Raw genomic sequence first — 15586 nt, 5'->3', positions numbered from 1 at the left:
GATGGGTTCAGGCGATGGTGGTGGCCGCAGTGGTGTGGGTGGCCGGCAGGCCCGCGCGCCACAGCGCGCCGTGCAGCGTTTCGCCGTCCAGCCAGCGCGCGACCTTCGCGCGCAGCGTCAGCAGCGCGGCAATGTCGATGCCGGTCTCGATTCCCATGTCGGCAAGCATGAACGCAAGGTCTTCGCTCGACGCGTTGCCGCTCGCCCCCGGCGCATGCGGACAGCCGCCGATGCCGGCGAGCGTCGCGTCGAAGCGGGCGACGCCCGTTTCGAGCGCCGCGTACACGTTCGCGAGCGCGAGGCCGCGGGTGTCGTGAAAGTGGCCGCACCAGAAGCGCTCGCCCGCGGCGGCGCGCGCCTTGCCGAACAGTTCGCCGACGGCGGCCGGCCCCGCGTAGCCGACCGTATCGGCGATGCTCACGCGGTCGGCGCCGGCATCGAGCAACGCATGCAGGTAACGCAGCACCGCCGATTGTTCGACGCGGCCCTGGATCGTGCAGCCGAATGCGGTGCCGATGCCGCCTTCGATCAGCGCTTTCGAGCCCGCCGCATCGCGCGCGGCGCGGATGCGCGCCACTTCGGCGACGACTTCGTCGGGGGTCTTGCGCAGGTTCGCGATGCTATGCGCGCGGCTCGCCGAGAGCGGCACCAGCATCAAGTCGGCGCCCGCGTCGAGCGCGTGCTCCGCGCCCTTGAGGTTCGGCACCAGTACCGACACGCGCAGGCCGGGCAGCGTCTTCGCATACGACACGAGCTCGGCCGTATCGGCCAGTTGCGGGAGCAGGCGCGCCGGCACGAACGATCCGACCTCGATTTCTCGCTGACCGGCCGCGTATGCGTCGCCGATCCACTCGATCTTGCATTTCGTCGGAAGAATGCGCGGGATGCTTTGCAGCCCGTCGCGCAAGCCGACTTCGCGAATGACTGCATGCTGGGGGAACGACCGCATGTCGCTTGTCTCCGTTGATTTCGCCCGTGTCGATGCACCGGCGTCGTGCTAACTTTAGACATTCCTGATGGACATTAAAGCGGTATTTCGGAACCGTTACGTTTCCGAAATGGAATGTCTGAATGCTTGATTGCCTGGAGACGGCAGATGCGCGACATCGACCTGAAAACGCTACGGCTGCTGGTTGCCGTGTGCGATCACCGCAATATGGCGCGGGCGGCGGAGGCGGTTCATATCGAGCCGTCGGCGATCAGCAAGCGCATCGCGCAACTCGAAAGCGACCTGGGCGTGCCGCTGCTCACGCGCTCGCGGCGCGGCGTCGAGCCGACGGCCGCGGGCAATGCGCTGCTCGAGCATGCGCGCAGCGTGCTCTTCACGATGGAGCGCATCGCGAGCGATATCGCTGCGTTCGGCGGCGGGCTGAAGGGGCGCGTCAGCATCTGCGCATCGGCGTCTGCGATCGCGGAGGCACTGCTCGACGACATTTCGTCGTTCATGCGCGAGCCGGCCAACGAGAACATCCGGGTCGACGTGGAAGAGCGGTTGTCGTCCGAACTCGTGCGGCAGTTGCGCGAGGGCGCGGCGAGCGTGGGCGTGTGCTGGGACAACGTCGATCTTCAGGGCCTGCAGCATCGGCCGTATCGGCAGGACCGGCTGGCGCTGGCCGTGCACCGCGATCATCCGCTCGCGAACGAGCCGTCGCTGAGCTTCGAGCAGACGCTGGGCTACGAGCATGTCGGCCTGCTGCCGACGACCGCCGTTCACACGCTGTTGCAGCGCGCGGCCGCCGATGCCGGCACGACCGTGTCGTATCGCGTGATCGTGTCGGGGTTCGATGCCGCGTTTCGCGTCGTCGCGGCCGGGCTCGGGATCAGTGTCGTGCCGATGGAAGTGGCCGATACGTATCGGCCGGTGTTCGGCATCAAGGTGATCCCGCTCGTCGATGCGTGGGCGAAGCGCCGGTTCGTCGTCTGTTTCAGGAGCTTCGATGCGCTGCAACCGGCGGCACAGCGGATGGTCGACTATCTGTCGAGCCGGGCCGCGATGCCGGGTGCGCGCGGCTGATGCGCAGCGCGAACGCGTGCGGACTGCAACGGGCGGTCGATGTCACGCCGGGTTCGTTCCGGCGCATCGTGATTTCAGCCGCCCGTCACCGGCGGAAAAAACGCCACCTCGCTATCCTCCCGCACGACGAAGCCGCCCGTCACCATCTCGAGATTGACGGCCGCGCGCACGGGCCGGTCCATCCGCAGCGCTTCCGCGCTGCGCGCGTCGCGTGCGGCCAGCGTGTCGCGCAGTGCGTCGACGGTGAGTTCGCACGCATCGATCTCGACGATTTCCTCGTCGCGATCGAGTTGTTCGCGAATGCTTGCAAAGTATTTGATCGTCAGTTTCATCGCGATGTCTTGAAAGGAATCGGCGGAATCGGAAAGGGTGCAGCGCGCACGTTCAGCCCCAGCGGCGCATTGCCTGGTCGTCGTGCGCCTTCGCCTCGACCCAGCCGGATACGCCATCGTGGCGGATCTCCTTCTTCCAGAACGGTGCATGGGTCTTCAGGAAGTCCATCAGGAATTCGCACGCATCGAACGCGGACCCGCGATGCGCGGCGGCCACCACGACCAGCACGACCGCCTGGCCGAGCGGAATGCGCCCGACGCGATGCACGATCTTGATCGCTTCGAGCTGCCAGCGGGCGCTGGCTTCTTCGACGATGCTCCACAGGGCCTGCTCTGTCATCGTCGGATAGTGCTCGACCTCGAGCGCGACGACATCGTCGACATCGCCTTCGTTGCGCACGACGCCGAGGAAATTGACGACCGCGCCAACATTCGGATTGCGAACGATCGGCGCGAGCTCGGCGCCGGCGTCGATCGGCGCGTACTGCACGCGCACTTCGAAACCGGCGGTAATCGCCGGTGGCGGCTCGGGGTGCGGCTCGGTCGCGCTGTCGGGAGCGGGACTGCCGGCGTGCAACGGATCGTCCGGCAGCCCGGCACGGGATTCGGTGAAAGTCGTCATGACGATTCTCCTGTTGTCGGTGCGTTCTGTGTCGCGCGGCGGCCCCTCAGCCGCCGACCAGCGACATGCGCACGGTCGGATAGGTCTTGCCCGGCGCGCGGGCCGGACGTGCGGCCCGGCGCTCGGAATAGCGGTCGTCGCGTTGCGCCCAGCGATCGCGCACCGCGGCGGCGAGTTCGGCGGTCGACGCTGCATCGTCGAGCCATGGCCGCAGGTCGGTGCCTTGCGTTGCGAACAGGCACGTATAGAGCTTGCCGTCGGCCGACACGCGGGCGCGCGAGCAGGTGCCGCAGAACGGATGCGACACGCTCGCGATGAAGCCGACTTCGCCCGCGCCGTCGATGTGCGCGCAACGGATCGCGGTCGCGTCGTGTGCCGGTTCGCCGACGAGCACGAGCGGATAGTGCGCATCGATCAGCGCGCGCATCTGCGCGGCCGGCACGACCTTGTCGCCGGACCAGAAGCTTGCGCCGCCGACGTCCATGTATTCGATGAAGCGCACGGCCACGCCCGACTGCCGGAAGTGGCGCACGAGCGGCAGGATCTGGTCGTCGTTCACGCCACGCTCGATCACCGCGTTGACCTTGACCGGCGCGAGCCCGGCCGCCTGCGCGGCCTCGATGCCGGCCAGCACGCGCGACACGGGCACGTCGGCATCGCTCATCCGGCGGAACACCGCGTCGTCGAGCGCATCGAGGCTGACGGTCACGCGCGACAGCCCCGCGTCGCGCAGCGTGCGCGCCTTCGCGGCCAGCAGCGAGCCGTTGGTGGTCAGTGCGATTTCGACGGGCTTGCCGTCGACGGTCGTCAGCGCGGCGAGGCGCTCGATCAACGCTTCGAGGTTGCGTCGCAGCAGCGGCTCGCCACCCGTGATGCGGATTTTTTCGACGCCGAGCGACGTGAACGCGCGGGCGATCTTTTCCAGTTGCGCGAACGACAGCCGCTCGGACGATGGCATGAACGCGTAGTCGGCGCCGAAGCTTTCGCGCGGCATGCAGTAGCCGCAGCGGAAATTGCACTGGTCGATCACGGACAGGCGCAGGTCGCGCAGCGGGCGGCCGAGCGTGTCGGACGTGCGGGGGAAAGCGCCGGGCGATGCGCCGCCGGAAGGTGCGGCAGCGGCCGGCGCGGCGGAAACGATGGCATTCACGATCGGTTCGTCGGCCTGCAAGAAGTAAGCGGTGGGGCGTCGCCGGTCGGCCGTGCGTGTGCGGATGTGCACGCGCACGGCGCGTGACGAGCCTCTTGGTGAGGATAGTCCGTCGGGTTTTTCCGGCAGGGACACAATCGCGCCCGAATTGCAGGAATACAGTTCGCCGAGCGGCCGGTGCGACCTGCGCGGCCTGTGTGGCGAATCGCGCGGATCGGGCGCGTGTCCGGCGTCGCGTTCATGCGAGCCAGTGCGCGAATTCGTAATACGGTACCGCGTCGCCGCACGCGATGCGCTGCCCGGCCGGCAGCCGGGCAAGGCCGCTTGCCTGCACGAGCGACTGCAGCGTGCCGGCGCCTTGCTGGCGCAGCGTATCGAGTGCGGGCGTGCCGTCGAGGCCGACGGTGCAGTGCACGCGCACGAAGCGCTCGCGCTGCGCATCCGGTTCGAAATCGACGTCGATCGGCAGCGACGGCACGATCGGCAGGCGTGCATTGCGCCCCTGCAGGCGACGGATCAGCGGCGCGACGAACAGCGCGAACGCTGTCATCGCTGCGCCCGGATTGCCGGGCAGCAGCACCACCGGATGCGTGTCGAGCCGGGCGAGTGCAACCGGCTTGCCCGGCTTCATGCGTACGCCTGCGACGATGAACGACGCGCCGAGCGCGTCCAGCGCGGGGCGCAGCAGATCCTTGTCGCCGACCGACGCGCCGCCGACGCAGATCACGAGGTCGCAGCCCGCGTGCAGATCGCGCAGCGCGCGATCGACGGCGGGCGCGGTGTCGGCCGCATGCAGGCTCATCGCGACCTCGGCGCCGGTTCCCGCGACCAGCGCGGCGAGCATCGGCGCATTGCTGTTGTAAATCTGTTGCGGCGCACGGGGCTGCCCGCACACGACGAGCTCGTCGCCGGTCGTCAGGATGCCGACGCGCAGCGCCCGGCGCACGTCGACGCGCGCGAGCCCTTGCGCGGCGGCGACGCCGACATGCATCGCGCCCATCCGCACGCCGGCCGGCACGAGCAGGTCGCCGGCGTGCACTTCCTCGCCCCGGCGGCGGATGTGCGAGCCGCTGCGCTGCGGCGCATCGAACGCGACCCAGCCGTCCTGCTCGCGTGCGTGCTCCTGCATCACGACGGTGTCCGCGCCCGGCGGAATCATGCTGCCGGTGAAGATGCGTGCGGCCGTGCGCAGGGCCAGCGGCGCCGGCGTGTCGCCCGCATAGCAGCGCTGCGCGACATGCAGCGGCTCGCCGTGCGCGAGATCCGCGTGACGCACGGCGTAGCCGTCCATCGCGCTCTGGTCGGCCGGCGGCTGGTCGAGTACGGCGATGAGCGGCGCGGCCAGCACGTGGCCGGCGGCTTCCGCGACCGGGACGGAGATCGTGGCCTCGAGCGGCGCGAACGCGCTGGCGAAATGGTGCTGCGCGGTATCGAAATCGGTCAGTGGTTTCATCAGGAGAGAGCCGGATGCGCTTGAGCGAGCGCCGGTTGATCAGGTTGAACGGCGTCGGGCGACACGTACTCGACGAAGCCGTCGTTGCGGCAGAAGCCGAGCAGCCGCACACCGGCTTCGCGGGCGACGTCGATCGCGAGCGACGTCGGCGCGGAGATCGTCGCGATCATCGGGATGCCGACCCGCGCGGCCTTGCGCACCAGTTCGTAGCTTGCGCGGCTCGACAGGAACACGAAGCCTTCGTGCAGGTTCGCGCGGCGCCGCGCGAGCCGGCCGATCAGCTTGTCGAGCGCGTTGTGGCGGCCGACGTCCTCGAACACGTCGAGCACGGCGCCGTCGCGATCGCACCAGGCGGCCGCGTGAATGCCGCCCGTCTCGCGCATCAGCGTCTGGTGGGCCGGCAACTCGCGTGCGGCGCGTGCGATCGCTTCCGCGCCGATACCGGCGGCGGTGCCGGCGGCGGCGATACGCGGCGGGTGCAGGTCGAGCTGCGCGATGCTTTCGATCCCGCATACGCCGCAGCCCGTGCGGCCGGCCAGTGCGCGCCGGTGCGCCTTCATCGCCATGAACGCCTGCTGCGATACGGTCAGCCGCACTTCGGCGCTGCCGGCCCGGCATTCGCTTTCGATGTCGAATACGTCCGACGCGCGCTCGACGATGCCTTCGCTCAGCGCAAAGCCCAGGCCGAACACGTCGAGGTCGATCGGGGTCGCCATCATGACCGTGTGCGCAATATCGTTGAACACGAGTGCAACCGGCGTTTCGTCGACGACGCGGTCGACGGTGTCGCGCGCTTCGCCGGCACGGTGACGTGTCACATGACACGCGGTGCTGCCGGTCGGATCGTCGCGGCGGATGCAGGACTCCATGCGGTTTTCTCCAGTCGGATCGGCCGGTGGGCCGGCCGGGGCGGGCGCGTATGCCCGACCAGGGGATTCGATGCTGCCGGGCGGGGGGCGACCGAGGGGCGCACCGTGGCCGCGGGCAGGCTTTGCATCGGATGTTAACGGGGATGAAAGGTGCGCCGGATATACAGCGCCGCAATGCGGAAAGCAGTACAGCTGACCATCCCGCAGGCACGAAATGTGTTTTCCGTACACACATCTTCGGCAGCGGAGGCAGCACAGTTTCAACGCACGTTCGAACGATTGCGAGTATCGTTGCAAACGCGATATCGTCATTCACGCTTCGATGCCATGCGAGTGACCGTTTGTGTTCGCATGTGTTGTCGCCAAGCCGTCGCGCGATTTCCTGCTTCGAGCGTACGTCCTCACAACCACGAGCAAATTACGGTCATGGAAATCTTCGATGCGTTCCATCTCGCCCGATTGCAATTCGCGTTCACGGTGTCGTTCCACATCGTGTTTCCGGCGATCAGCATCGGCATGGCGAGCTTCCTGGCAGTGCTGGAATGGCGCTACCTCGTCACCGGCGATGCCGCCTACAAATCCATGTTCCAGTTCTGGTCGAAGATCTTCGCGATCGGCTTCGGGATGGGCGTGGTCTCCGGCGTCGTGATGGCGTACGAGTTCGGCACCAACTGGGCCGGCTTCTCGCGCGTCGCGGGCAACATCACGGGCCCGCTGCTCACGTATGAAGTGTTGACGGCGTTCTTCCTCGAAGCCGGTTTCCTCGGCGTGATGCTGTTCGGCTGGCAGCGCGTGAGCCCGCGCGCACACTTCTTCGCGACGCTGATGGTCGCGGTCGGCACGCTGATCTCGACGTTCTGGATTCTCGCGTCGAACAGCTTCATGCAGACCCCGCAGGGCTACAAGATCGAGAACGGCCTCGTCGTGCCGGTCGACTGGTTCAAGATCATCTTCAACCCGTCGTTCCCGTACCGCCTCGTACACATGACGATTGCGGCGTTCATCGTCGCGGGCTTCATCGTCGCCGCTTGCGGTGCGTGGCACCTGCTCAAGGGGCGCCGCGACGAGCCGGTGAAGCGCAGCTTCTCGATGGCGCTGTGGATGCTGCTGATCCTCGCGCCGATCCAGATCGTCGTCGGCGATGCGCACGGGCTGAACACGCGCGAATACCAGCCGGCGAAGATCGCCGCGATCGAGGGGCTGTGGGAAACCGAGAAGGGCGGCACCGCGCTGAACCTCTTCGGGTTGCCCGACATGCAGGCCGAAACCACGCGCTATGCGATCCAGGTGCCGCACCTCGGCAGCCTGATCCTCACGCACAGCTGGGACGGCGAGATTCGCGGGCTGAAGGAATTCCCGCCGCAGGATCGCCCGTATTCGCCGATCGTGTTCTGGACGTTCCGGATCATGGCGGGCCTCGGGATGCTGATGCTGCTCACCGCGCTGCTCGGGCTGCTGTTGAGAAAGGGCGGGCGCCTGTATGAAACGCGCTGGTTCCAGTGGTTCGTGGTGGCGATGGGGCCGTCGGGCATCCTCGCGCTGCTGGCGGGCTGGATCACGACCGAGGTCGGGCGTCAGCCATGGACCGTGTACGGCGTGCTGCGCACCGTCGATTCGGTTGCGCCGCTCAGCGCGCAGCAGGTCGGCGTGTCGCTGCTGATCTTCGTGGTCGTGTATTTCCTGGTGTTCGGAACGGGTATCTATTACATGATGAAACTGATGAAGCGCGGGCCGGCTGCCCAGGCCGGGTATATCGAGCTGCACCGGCATCCGGGGCTGCGCAAGAGCGCGCTGTCCACGCCGCTGAACGTGACCGAAGCGGAGTAAGCCATGCAAATCGATCTTCCTGTCATTTGGGCCGCGATCATCGGCCTCGGCGTATTCATCTACGTGATGCTGGACGGCTTCGATCTCGGTATCGGCCTGCTGTTTCCGTTCTTCGACGCGAAGGCCGAGCGCCAGGTGATGCTCGACACCGTTGCGCCGGTGTGGGACGGCAACGAGACGTTCCTGGTGCTCGGCGGTGCGGGGCTCTATGGCGCGTTCCCGGTCGTGTACTCGACGCTGCTGCCGGCGAACTACCTGCCGCTGGTGCTGATGCTGGTCGGGCTGATCTTCCGCGGTGCGGCGTTCGAACTGCGCGCGAAGGCTACCCGCACGCAACACATGTGGGATCTCGCGTTCATCGGCGGCTCGGCACTTGCCGCGTTCTGCCAGGGAATCGTGCTCGGTTCGCTGCTGCAGGGCATCAAGATCGAGAACAACCAGTTCGCGGGCGGGCCGTTCGACTGGCTGTCGCCGTTCAGCCTGCTGTGCGGGATCGGCGTGCTCGTCACGTATGCGACGCTCGGCTGCGGCTGGCTGATCCTGAAGGTCGACGGCGAACTGCAGCGCAAGATGCGCCTCCTGATGAAGCCGCTCGCGGGCGTGCTGCTCGCCGTGATGGGCGTGGTCAGCCTGTGGACCGTGATCGGGCTGCCGGCTGTCGCGCATCGCTGGTTCGGCAGCGGCAACCTCGGCTGGTTCCTGCCGGTGCCGATTCTCGTCATCGCGTGCGTGTGGGGCATCTTCCACACGGTGAAGCGCGAGCACGAGGCCACGCCGTTCCTGCTGACGCTCGCGCTCGTGTTCCTCGGCTACACGGGGCTCGTGATCAGCATCTGGCCGAACATCGTGCCGCCGTCGCTGACGATCTGGGACGCCTCGTCGAGCCATTCGAGCCAGAAGTTCGCGCTCGTCGGCACGGTGATCGTGCTGCCGATCATCCTCGTGTACAACGCGATGCAGTACCGCGTGTTCCGCGGCAAGGTGCGCGAGGGCGATATCGGCTATCACTGAGCGGCTATCACTGAACGCCGCATGATGTGACGGGCATGGCGGGCGCGGGCGTATCATCACGCGCAGCGCGGCACACTTGCCCGGCATTTACCCGACAGCGGCCCGCCACGCGCGGGCCGTTGCGCATCGGGCGCAGATGCGCCGTTCGATGCATCCCCTGGCAGTCGAGAAAACACCATGATCGTCCGACCACAACAAAACTGGCTCAGGATGCTGTTCGTCTGGAACGGCTCCGTGCTGCAATCGATCATTCCGCAGCTCGTGTTCATGGCGGTCGTCAGTACGCTGGCGGTCTTCACGAACGGGCGCATCTTCGGCGAAAAGATCCCGCTCAACACCGCGCCGTTCACGCTGTTCGGGCTCGCGCTCGCGATCTTTCTCGGGTTTCGCAACAGCGCGAGTTTCGAGCGCTTCAAGGAGGCGCGGCATCTGTGGGGCAACCTGCTGATCGCGGCGCGTACGCTGACATCGCAGTTCAATCGCTACCTGCCCGACAGCGTGAGCGATGCCGAGCGCAACCGGCTCGCCGACCTGCTGATCGCGCTCACCTATGCACTGAAGCATCAGCTTCGTCATACCGATCCGACGGCGGACCTGCAGCGCATTCTCGGCGCGGAACGCACGACTGAGCTTGGCGGCAAATGCTTCAAGCCCGTCGCGATCCTCGACGAGCTGCGCGGCGGCATCGTCCGCGCGCTGGGTCGCGCGCCCGGTAGCGACGCGACCTGCTGGATGTTCGAGACGCAACTCGACGAGGTGGGCAAATCGGTCGGCGGGTGCGAACGCATCCTGTCGACGCCGATCCCGTTCTCGTACAGCGTGCTGCTGCATCGCACCGTGTATGCGTATTGCGTGCTGCTGCCGTTCGGCCTCGTCGATTCGACGGAGTTCTTCACGCCGCTGATCTGCGTGTTCATCTCGTACACGCTGATCGCACTCGAAGCGATCGCGAGCGAGGTGGCCGAGCCGTTCGGCCTTGCGCCGAACGCGCTGGCGCTCGACGCGATATCGCGCACGATCGAGCGGTCGGTGCTCGAACTGGGCGACCGCCCGCTGCCGGAGGAATTCGTGCCGGCGTCGACGTACCAGATCACGTAAGCGGGGGCGCGCAAGCGCGGCAGTCGCGGATCGCGTCGATCAGCGGCAGCAATTGCGTGACATCGTTGACGTTCGCGTCGGTCAGGATCGCGGCGAGCGGCGTGCCGTTGGCGTCGGTGACGATGTGGTGCCTGGAACCGGGTCGCGCGCGATCGGTAGGGTTTGGCCTGGCTTTTGGCCCGCCCCAACGGCGGGAATCGATCGCGAATCGACAGCGGCTCGCGAGAAGTCGGTCTGGTCTGCTGCTCGCAGCTTCGCGAGCAGCAGCTCGTGCAAGCGGCCTCACACGCCGGCCGCCTGCCAGTCGCGTAGTCGTCGCCAACAGGTCACGCCCGAGCCGCACCCCATCTCGGCAGGCAGCTCGCGCCAGCGAAGCCCCGTCTCGAGAACGAACGAGATGCCAGTCAGCGCGGCGCGATTCGAAACAGGCAGGCGGCCCGGGTTCGTCTCGCGCCGGGGCTTGGAGGGTGACAGCAGCGGTTCGATCAGTGTCCACAATTCGTCGTCGATGATCGGCTTGCCCATCTCCTCGGTCCCGGTTGTTCCGATGCCTGAGGCCAGCAGCTCGCAGCGAAAGTCAACAGCCCCACGGACCCTTTATGAAACCGTCTCCAAGTGAACGTTCGCCACTACTTGGTGGCAAACCCGCGACTTGAGATTGATATCGAATTTCCGTCAGGGTCCTTTGCGTTTGCAAAGCTGTAGCCATCTGCACCATGAGATGCGCCGAATTCAAGCCCTCTCCTTGCACATTGGTCCTTGAAACCCTCAATGTCTTCGATATCGAACACCAACTTTACGGACGCCTGTCCAGACTTCAAGCCCTTTCCGGCTTGATGAACCATGATGATGGCGCCCCCATGCGGCGAAACCAGTTCGGCTATCCGACCATCGGGGTCGAACTTGCACTCGAAGCCAAAGTGGCGTTCATAGAAAGCGCAGGTCGCCTGGACGTCCTTCGCATACAGCATTATCCGGCTCAATGTCGGTCGCATTCTTTCCTCGGTATCTTTGGATTTGCTCACGATAATGACGTGGAGAAGCATAAGATCCACCTCACAGGTGGGCCGTCTTGCTCACATGAATTGTCACCGATTTAGACGTAACCGTGAATGTCATGAGTTGGCCGGTACAGGTGCGCTATGCCGGTTGTAGCAGACGAACCTCACGTCGTGGCAAGCGGTGTATCTGAAAACATAAGGATGGCAAACGATATGCGCTTGATAATTCGTGTGGCATATGGACATCTGGGGCAACCCGGTGCGGTGATTCTCGATGCGCGCGCGTAGCAATCAACGTGCGGTAGCGGTCCGCGTGCGAGATGTCACGGCTAAGCGTTGACGTCCCCGGTCACCCGATCCCGAGCGTCTCTAGGCCGAAGGATCTTCTCGACCAGGCGTGCCGACATCTCGCGGCTCAACAGCCTTTGCAAATTGGCAAGCAGCCGATTTTGCGTCCCGACAATCCGATAGCTCCGGTTGCGATCGAGCGCCCACAAGGCATCCTGCACGACGTTTGCGACAGGCATTGGCGAGCCGACAGCTGCCTCCTTGGCACCCACGACCTCAAAAAAGGCGGTTTGCGTTGCGCCGGGACACAGCGCGACGACACGAATGCCGCGATGCCGGTTCTCGGCCCATACCGCTTCGGAAAACGACAAGAGAAAGGCCTTGGTGGCGCCGTATACGGCCATATAAGGATCCGGCTGAAATGCGGCTGTCGATGCGACATTGATGACCGCACCATCCGATCGTGCCTGCATCCCCGGCAGCAGAAGATGAGTCAGCTCGATCGCGGCCATGCAGTTCACGAGGACTTCATCGCGTTGACGCGTCCACGGTATCGTTTCGAAGCGCCCATAAGCCGCAAAGCCCGCATTGTTGACGAGGACATCGACAACCGTACCGCTAGCCTTCAGGTGATGATCGATCGTCTGGACGGCGCCGGCGGCGCTCAGGTCAACCGTCAGGAAACCGGCGTCGCACGCATGGTCGCGTTGCAATTCCGCGACCAGATCATGCAGTTTGTCGTGAGAGCGGGCGACAAGCAAAAGTTTCGCGCCACGTCTAGCCAACGCATAGGCGAATGCGCGTCCGATACCCGACGATGCACCGGTGACGAGTGCTGTCTTTCCGCGAAAATCGAAACGATTACTCATGGCCTGCTGATGGAGTGGAAGGTGAGTGGACTGTAAACCGTTGACTTAAGGCAACGGTCAAGCCTTAATGACGGTCCACGACATTGGAGGGAGGTCGCATGCTTATCGGCGAACTGTGCAAGCGGGCGGGTGTATCGCGGGATACCGTGCGCTACTACGAGCGGATGGGGTTGCTGGACAAAGCAACACGACCTCACACGACAAATACGTACAAGCGCTATTCCGAAGTCTCGTTACAGCGGATACGGCTGATCGTCCACGCGAAGGCACTGGGCTTCACGCTCGCGGAAATTGGCGACGTCATCCACGTGTGGGATAGCCCGACGTTCGGCGTTGCGCAAAAAGCCGCATGCCTGCAAGCCAAGCTCGATGAGCTCGACGAAAAGAGCCAGGCATTGGTTACGTTGCGTGCAGGGCTGCTGAATGCGCTGGCCAAAGTAGGCAGCGAATGTGTCGATGGGGAAATCGCACGATGACGGCGCGCGCGACGAAGACATTGAGTCGCGGAGAGGGGCCCATGCGAGTTGTCACGGGTGTCAGCAGGCGCAGGGAAGCCGTCGCGGCTCAGTCGCTGATCGATGCTCTGGCGGCATGGGGGTCAGCCTGGTGTCGTGGCGGCCGGTGATCGGGCAGCGGCTGGGGAAGCAGATCGCCGCGGCGGGGTGTCGTGGGAGATGACGCGACAGAGGGGCTGTCGAATTCCTGAACTTCGTTCAGTTGGCGACTCGGCACCGGATGTCGTGCATCACGTGTGCTCGATCAACATGACGGCGGTGGTTCCGGGTTCGAGTGCTTCGAACACGTGGGCCTCGTCGGCCGAATCGCTCGCATGGTCGCCGGCGGATAGTTCGACGGGGCGCCCGGCGGGCCCCAGTCGGGCACGTCCGCGACAGAGGACGACATGCTCAATCGTTCCCGATGGATGCGGCTCAGACAGCCGTGGCGCACCTGGCTCGACCGCGAGCCGGTAGAGGTCGCGCTGAACGCCCGCAGGACAGACAGCCAGCAGGGTGGCGGCGTAGTGAGCCTGCTCCGAAGCCACGGTGGGGCCTTCATTGGCGCGGATGACCTTGACGTGGCTTCTCGACTGGCTGTCAACCGCGTCACGTGCGCTGCTTCCTGGCCGCGCCGGAGAACCGACAGGATGGTATGACGCTCAGCCGTGGGGGGCAGGGGCCACGTTCATGGCAGGCAGGATATCAGTTGATATTTAAGACAGATCCCATTACGATTGCATTTCAAATATCACTCGATATGTGAAACGCAGGGCGCGATTGTGTCGCCGAACATCTGCAGCGGGGATCGTCCGGGGCGGAAGATTGGTTCGGCGCGGGGCGCGCACTGTGTACCGGTGCGTGGCGACGTGTCGTTGCGCTCATGTCGCGTGTTTCGATTCGCCGGCGCGAGCCGCTTGTCGATCGAATGAATGCCGTCGTCGCGTGGTGCCGTGAAAAAGTCAGTTAGTGATACGAATCATGTGAGTTGACGTGAGAGTGCGGGGCAGGGATCAGAAGATGAGCGCGAGCAAGACTTATGCAGAGCTCGTAGTCGAGCTGGCCGAACTGGACGAGGAAATCGAGCAGGCACGCGCGCGCGAACGCGTCGATGCGATCGCGCAGGTTCACTCGCTGATGGATACCTATGCGATCAAGCATCGCGACCTGGTCGGCCGCAATGGTAGTCGGGGGCCGTACATCGTGAAAGTGCTGCCGGCGCGCTATCGCGATCCGGCGAGTGGAAAGGAGTGGAGCGGGCGCGGCAATGCGCAGCTCTGGATCAGGGGCAAGGATCGTCGTCAGTTCGTCATCGCCAAATTGCCGTCCACCTTCAAGAAGACCAGGGCCAACTGACCGACGGAAAGACGTGGGATCTGGCGGTGAGCCAGTTTGCCGAATCAGTGCCGTATGACGACGCTCCGTCCACTCGCGACGCGGCGTTGGCGGATAATTTGCAACAGGGATAGGCGATCCTCACGTCGAGACTGGAAGAAAAAGTCGAAAGCATGAATGCGCGGAACAGCTTGATCGGGATGGTCGATTGATTCGCGGGGCCTGTGCCGGGCGCATACCCTTTATTTTTTGTGCATGGAGGATTCTGAGCAATGCCAAAAGTAGGCTTGATACTGACCCCCGGTTTTGCGGACTGGGAATATGCTTTCATTGCGGGAACTGCGTCGCCGTTCTATGGGATCGACGTCAGATTTTTCGCCCCTGTTTCAGGGCCGTTCCGTTCACAAGGCGGATTGATGGTGACGGTGGACGGTAGTCTGCAGCAATGCCTGGAGTGGAAGCCGGACGCTGTTGTCATCATCGGCGGAGTGATTTGGGAAAGCACGGGCGCCCCTGATTTGCGGGAATTTCTCCGCACCCTCCGGACAAACGGTTCGACAGTTGCGGGTATCTGTGGAGGAACGCTGGCGCTTGCGCGAGCCGGTCTGCTCGACACTGTTCCCCATACGTCGAACAACGTCGATTTCTTGCGAGAAAACTGCGCTACCTATGATGGCGCCTCACTTTATCGCAACAGCCCGGTAGCCGTTGTTGCTGACGGCATCATAACTGCACCCGGTCCCGCGCCGGTCAGCTTTACCTGCGCCGTGTTTGAAAGCGTAGGTCTATCTCCGGAGATCGTCTCGCAGTTCAGATCAATGCTGGCGGCGGAGCATAGGTGATTGTTTGACAGCTTGCTGAAAGTACCCGTCTGAACCTCACCAGGAATTGTAGAGGCAGGTTGGTTCAAGTTAATGAAGGCACTTCAGCATGACCTTGCCCGTTTTTCACGTACGGCACGTCATGCAGCGATGGGGAGCGTTTCGTATTCGACAGGGGGAGGCAGTCGATCCAGTCGACGATATCCAGGCGAGCCTGAGCCCGAGCCTCGTAGCGCGTTTGGTAGATGCGTTCGACCTTCAGAGTCTTGAAGAAGCGGGGGTGTCAGAATTTCCGTGTTCAAGACGGGTTGAGATTCACACGGATGGTCGAACGAACCGATCCTCGTAGAGGATGGCGAATTGGTTCATGGCTGCCTTCCAATCGTGAGCAGCACGCCCCCA

15 protein-coding genes and 2 pseudogenes are annotated in these 15586 nt (G+C 64.5%); 7 read left to right on the top strand and 10 right to left on the bottom strand.

Annotated elements, in window-relative coordinates:
- Nucleotides 1-7: 7 nt before the first annotated feature.
- Entirely contained in the window at nt 8-949 is a 942-nt protein-coding gene (locus LGN19_RS34950; RefSeq protein WP_122950531.1) for a hydroxymethylglutaryl-CoA lyase, read from the bottom strand.
- A 147-nt stretch (nt 950-1096) separates the two neighbouring features.
- Here LGN19_RS34950 and LGN19_RS34945 point away from each other — a divergent pair, with 147 nt between their 5' ends.
- Complete coding sequence (locus LGN19_RS34945) at nt 1097-2014, top strand: LysR family transcriptional regulator (protein WP_174957371.1); 918 nt, start codon at nt 1097-1099, stop codon at nt 2012-2014.
- 74 nt (nt 2015-2088) lie between these two features.
- Here LGN19_RS34945 and LGN19_RS34940 read toward each other — a convergent pair whose 3' ends face one another.
- From LGN19_RS34940 to fdhD, 5 genes are all read right to left on the bottom strand, one after another.
- Nucleotides 2089-2346 carry a MoaD/ThiS family protein gene (locus LGN19_RS34940; RefSeq protein ID WP_174957370.1) on the bottom strand — a complete coding sequence of 86 codons (258 nt, stop codon included), beginning with the start codon at nt 2344-2346 and terminating at the stop codon, nt 2089-2091.
- A gap of 52 nt (nt 2347-2398) precedes the next feature.
- Nucleotides 2399-2968 carry a molybdenum cofactor biosynthesis protein MoaE gene (locus LGN19_RS34935; RefSeq protein ID WP_226219751.1) on the bottom strand — a complete coding sequence of 190 codons (570 nt, stop codon included), beginning with the start codon at nt 2966-2968 and terminating at the stop codon, nt 2399-2401.
- A 46-nt stretch (nt 2969-3014) separates the two neighbouring features.
- Entirely contained in the window at nt 3015-4139 is a 1125-nt protein-coding gene (moaA, locus tag LGN19_RS34930) for a GTP 3',8-cyclase MoaA (RefSeq protein WP_226219750.1), read from the bottom strand.
- 217 nt (nt 4140-4356) lie between these two features.
- A complete protein-coding gene (glp, locus tag LGN19_RS34925; protein ID WP_226219749.1) occupies nt 4357-5571 on the bottom strand; it encodes a gephyrin-like molybdotransferase Glp in 1215 nt (404 codons plus the stop codon).
- A complete protein-coding gene (fdhD, locus tag LGN19_RS34920; RefSeq protein ID WP_226219748.1) occupies nt 5571-6440 on the bottom strand; it encodes a formate dehydrogenase accessory sulfurtransferase FdhD in 870 nt (289 codons plus the stop codon). The genes glp and fdhD overlap by 1 nt, the downstream gene beginning before the upstream one ends.
- 426 nt (nt 6441-6866) lie before the next feature.
- Here fdhD and LGN19_RS34915 point away from each other — a divergent pair, with 426 nt between their 5' ends.
- The 3 genes from LGN19_RS34915 to LGN19_RS34905 all read left to right on the top strand — a co-directional run bounded on the left by LGN19_RS34915 (nt 6867) and on the right by LGN19_RS34905 (nt 10376).
- Complete coding sequence (locus tag LGN19_RS34915; RefSeq protein WP_122950538.1) at nt 6867-8267, top strand: cytochrome ubiquinol oxidase subunit I; 1401 nt, start codon at nt 6867-6869, stop codon at nt 8265-8267.
- Between the two features lie 3 nt (nt 8268-8270).
- Entirely contained in the window at nt 8271-9278 is a 1008-nt protein-coding gene (cydB, locus tag LGN19_RS34910; protein ID WP_122950539.1) for a cytochrome d ubiquinol oxidase subunit II, read from the top strand.
- Between the two features lie 177 nt (nt 9279-9455).
- On the top strand, nt 9456-10376 hold the full coding sequence (locus LGN19_RS34905) for a bestrophin family protein (protein ID WP_089454338.1): 921 nt from the start codon (nt 9456-9458) through the stop codon (nt 10374-10376).
- A 16-nt stretch (nt 10377-10392) separates the two neighbouring features.
- On the opposite strand, the pseudogene LGN19_RS34900 reads toward LGN19_RS34905, so the two are convergent.
- From LGN19_RS34900 to LGN19_RS34890, 3 genes and pseudogenes are all read right to left on the bottom strand, one after another.
- Nucleotides 10393-10901, bottom strand: a pseudogene (locus LGN19_RS34900) (IS5 family transposase); the annotation flags it as partial.
- 104 nt (nt 10902-11005) lie between these two features.
- Nucleotides 11006-11422, bottom strand: coding sequence for a VOC family protein (locus LGN19_RS34895; protein WP_226219747.1), 417 nt, complete (start codon nt 11420-11422; stop codon nt 11006-11008).
- A 284-nt stretch (nt 11423-11706) separates the two neighbouring features.
- Nucleotides 11707-12534 carry an SDR family NAD(P)-dependent oxidoreductase gene (locus LGN19_RS34890; protein WP_226219746.1) on the bottom strand — a complete coding sequence of 276 codons (828 nt, stop codon included), beginning with the start codon at nt 12532-12534 and terminating at the stop codon, nt 11707-11709.
- A gap of 98 nt (nt 12535-12632) precedes the next feature.
- Between LGN19_RS34890 and LGN19_RS34885 the strand changes: the two genes are divergently transcribed.
- The 3 genes from LGN19_RS34885 to LGN19_RS34875 all read left to right on the top strand — a co-directional run bounded on the left by LGN19_RS34885 (nt 12633) and on the right by LGN19_RS34875 (nt 15205).
- Nucleotides 12633-13010: a heavy metal-responsive transcriptional regulator gene (locus LGN19_RS34885; protein WP_226219745.1), complete on the top strand. Its 378-nt coding sequence runs from the start codon at nt 12633-12635 to the stop codon at nt 13008-13010.
- 1038 nt (nt 13011-14048) lie between these two features.
- Nucleotides 14049-14384, top strand: coding sequence for an H-NS family nucleoid-associated regulatory protein (locus tag LGN19_RS34880; RefSeq protein ID WP_226219744.1), 336 nt, complete (start codon nt 14049-14051; stop codon nt 14382-14384).
- A 251-nt stretch (nt 14385-14635) separates the two neighbouring features.
- Nucleotides 14636-15205: a DJ-1/PfpI family protein gene (locus LGN19_RS34875; RefSeq protein WP_226219743.1), complete on the top strand. Its 570-nt coding sequence runs from the start codon at nt 14636-14638 to the stop codon at nt 15203-15205.
- A gap of 64 nt (nt 15206-15269) precedes the next feature.
- On the opposite strand, the pseudogene LGN19_RS34870 reads toward LGN19_RS34875, so the two are convergent.
- A pseudogene (locus tag LGN19_RS34870) lies at nt 15270-15458 on the bottom strand (IS3 family transposase); the annotation flags it as partial.
- Nucleotides 15459-15586: the final 128 nt, after the last annotated feature.

This window comes from Burkholderia sp. AU30198 (genome assembly GCF_020419825.1).
In the GTDB taxonomy this organism is placed as follows: domain Bacteria; phylum Pseudomonadota; class Gammaproteobacteria; order Burkholderiales; family Burkholderiaceae; genus Burkholderia.
The sequence above is the reverse complement of the archived record's forward strand: the minus strand, read 5'-3'. Positions and strand labels throughout refer to the sequence as shown.

Excerpts from the sequence above, each read along its gene's own strand:
- LGN19_RS34950 (WP_122950531.1), bottom strand. The coding sequence starts at position 949 with ATGCGGTCGTTCCCCCAGCATGCAGTCATTCGCGAAGTCGGCTTGCGC.
- LGN19_RS34945 (WP_174957371.1), top strand. The coding sequence starts at position 1,097 with ATGCGCGACATCGACCTGAAAACGCTACGGCTGCTGGTTGCCGTGTGC.
- LGN19_RS34935 (WP_226219751.1), bottom strand. The coding sequence starts at position 2,968 with ATGACGACTTTCACCGAATCCCGTGCCGGGCTGCCGGACGATCCGTTG.
- LGN19_RS34915 (WP_122950538.1), top strand. The coding sequence starts at position 6,867 with ATGGAAATCTTCGATGCGTTCCATCTCGCCCGATTGCAATTCGCGTTC.
- LGN19_RS34940 (WP_174957370.1), bottom strand. The coding sequence starts at position 2,346 with ATGAAACTGACGATCAAATACTTTGCAAGCATTCGCGAACAACTCGAT.
- LGN19_RS34895 (WP_226219747.1), bottom strand. The coding sequence starts at position 11,422 with ATGCTTCTCCACGTCATTATCGTGAGCAAATCCAAAGATACCGAGGAA.
- glp (WP_226219749.1), bottom strand. The coding sequence starts at position 5,571 with ATGAAACCACTGACCGATTTCGATACCGCGCAGCACCATTTCGCCAGC.
- fdhD (WP_226219748.1), bottom strand. The coding sequence starts at position 6,440 with ATGGAGTCCTGCATCCGCCGCGACGATCCGACCGGCAGCACCGCGTGT.
- LGN19_RS34885 (WP_226219745.1), top strand. The coding sequence starts at position 12,633 with ATGCTTATCGGCGAACTGTGCAAGCGGGCGGGTGTATCGCGGGATACC.
- LGN19_RS34890 (WP_226219746.1), bottom strand. The coding sequence starts at position 12,534 with ATGAGTAATCGTTTCGATTTTCGCGGAAAGACAGCACTCGTCACCGGT.
- cydB (WP_122950539.1), top strand. The coding sequence starts at position 8,271 with ATGCAAATCGATCTTCCTGTCATTTGGGCCGCGATCATCGGCCTCGGC.
- LGN19_RS34905 (WP_089454338.1), top strand. The coding sequence starts at position 9,456 with ATGATCGTCCGACCACAACAAAACTGGCTCAGGATGCTGTTCGTCTGG.
- LGN19_RS34875 (WP_226219743.1), top strand. The coding sequence starts at position 14,636 with ATGCCAAAAGTAGGCTTGATACTGACCCCCGGTTTTGCGGACTGGGAA.
- LGN19_RS34880 (WP_226219744.1), top strand. The coding sequence starts at position 14,049 with ATGAGCGCGAGCAAGACTTATGCAGAGCTCGTAGTCGAGCTGGCCGAA.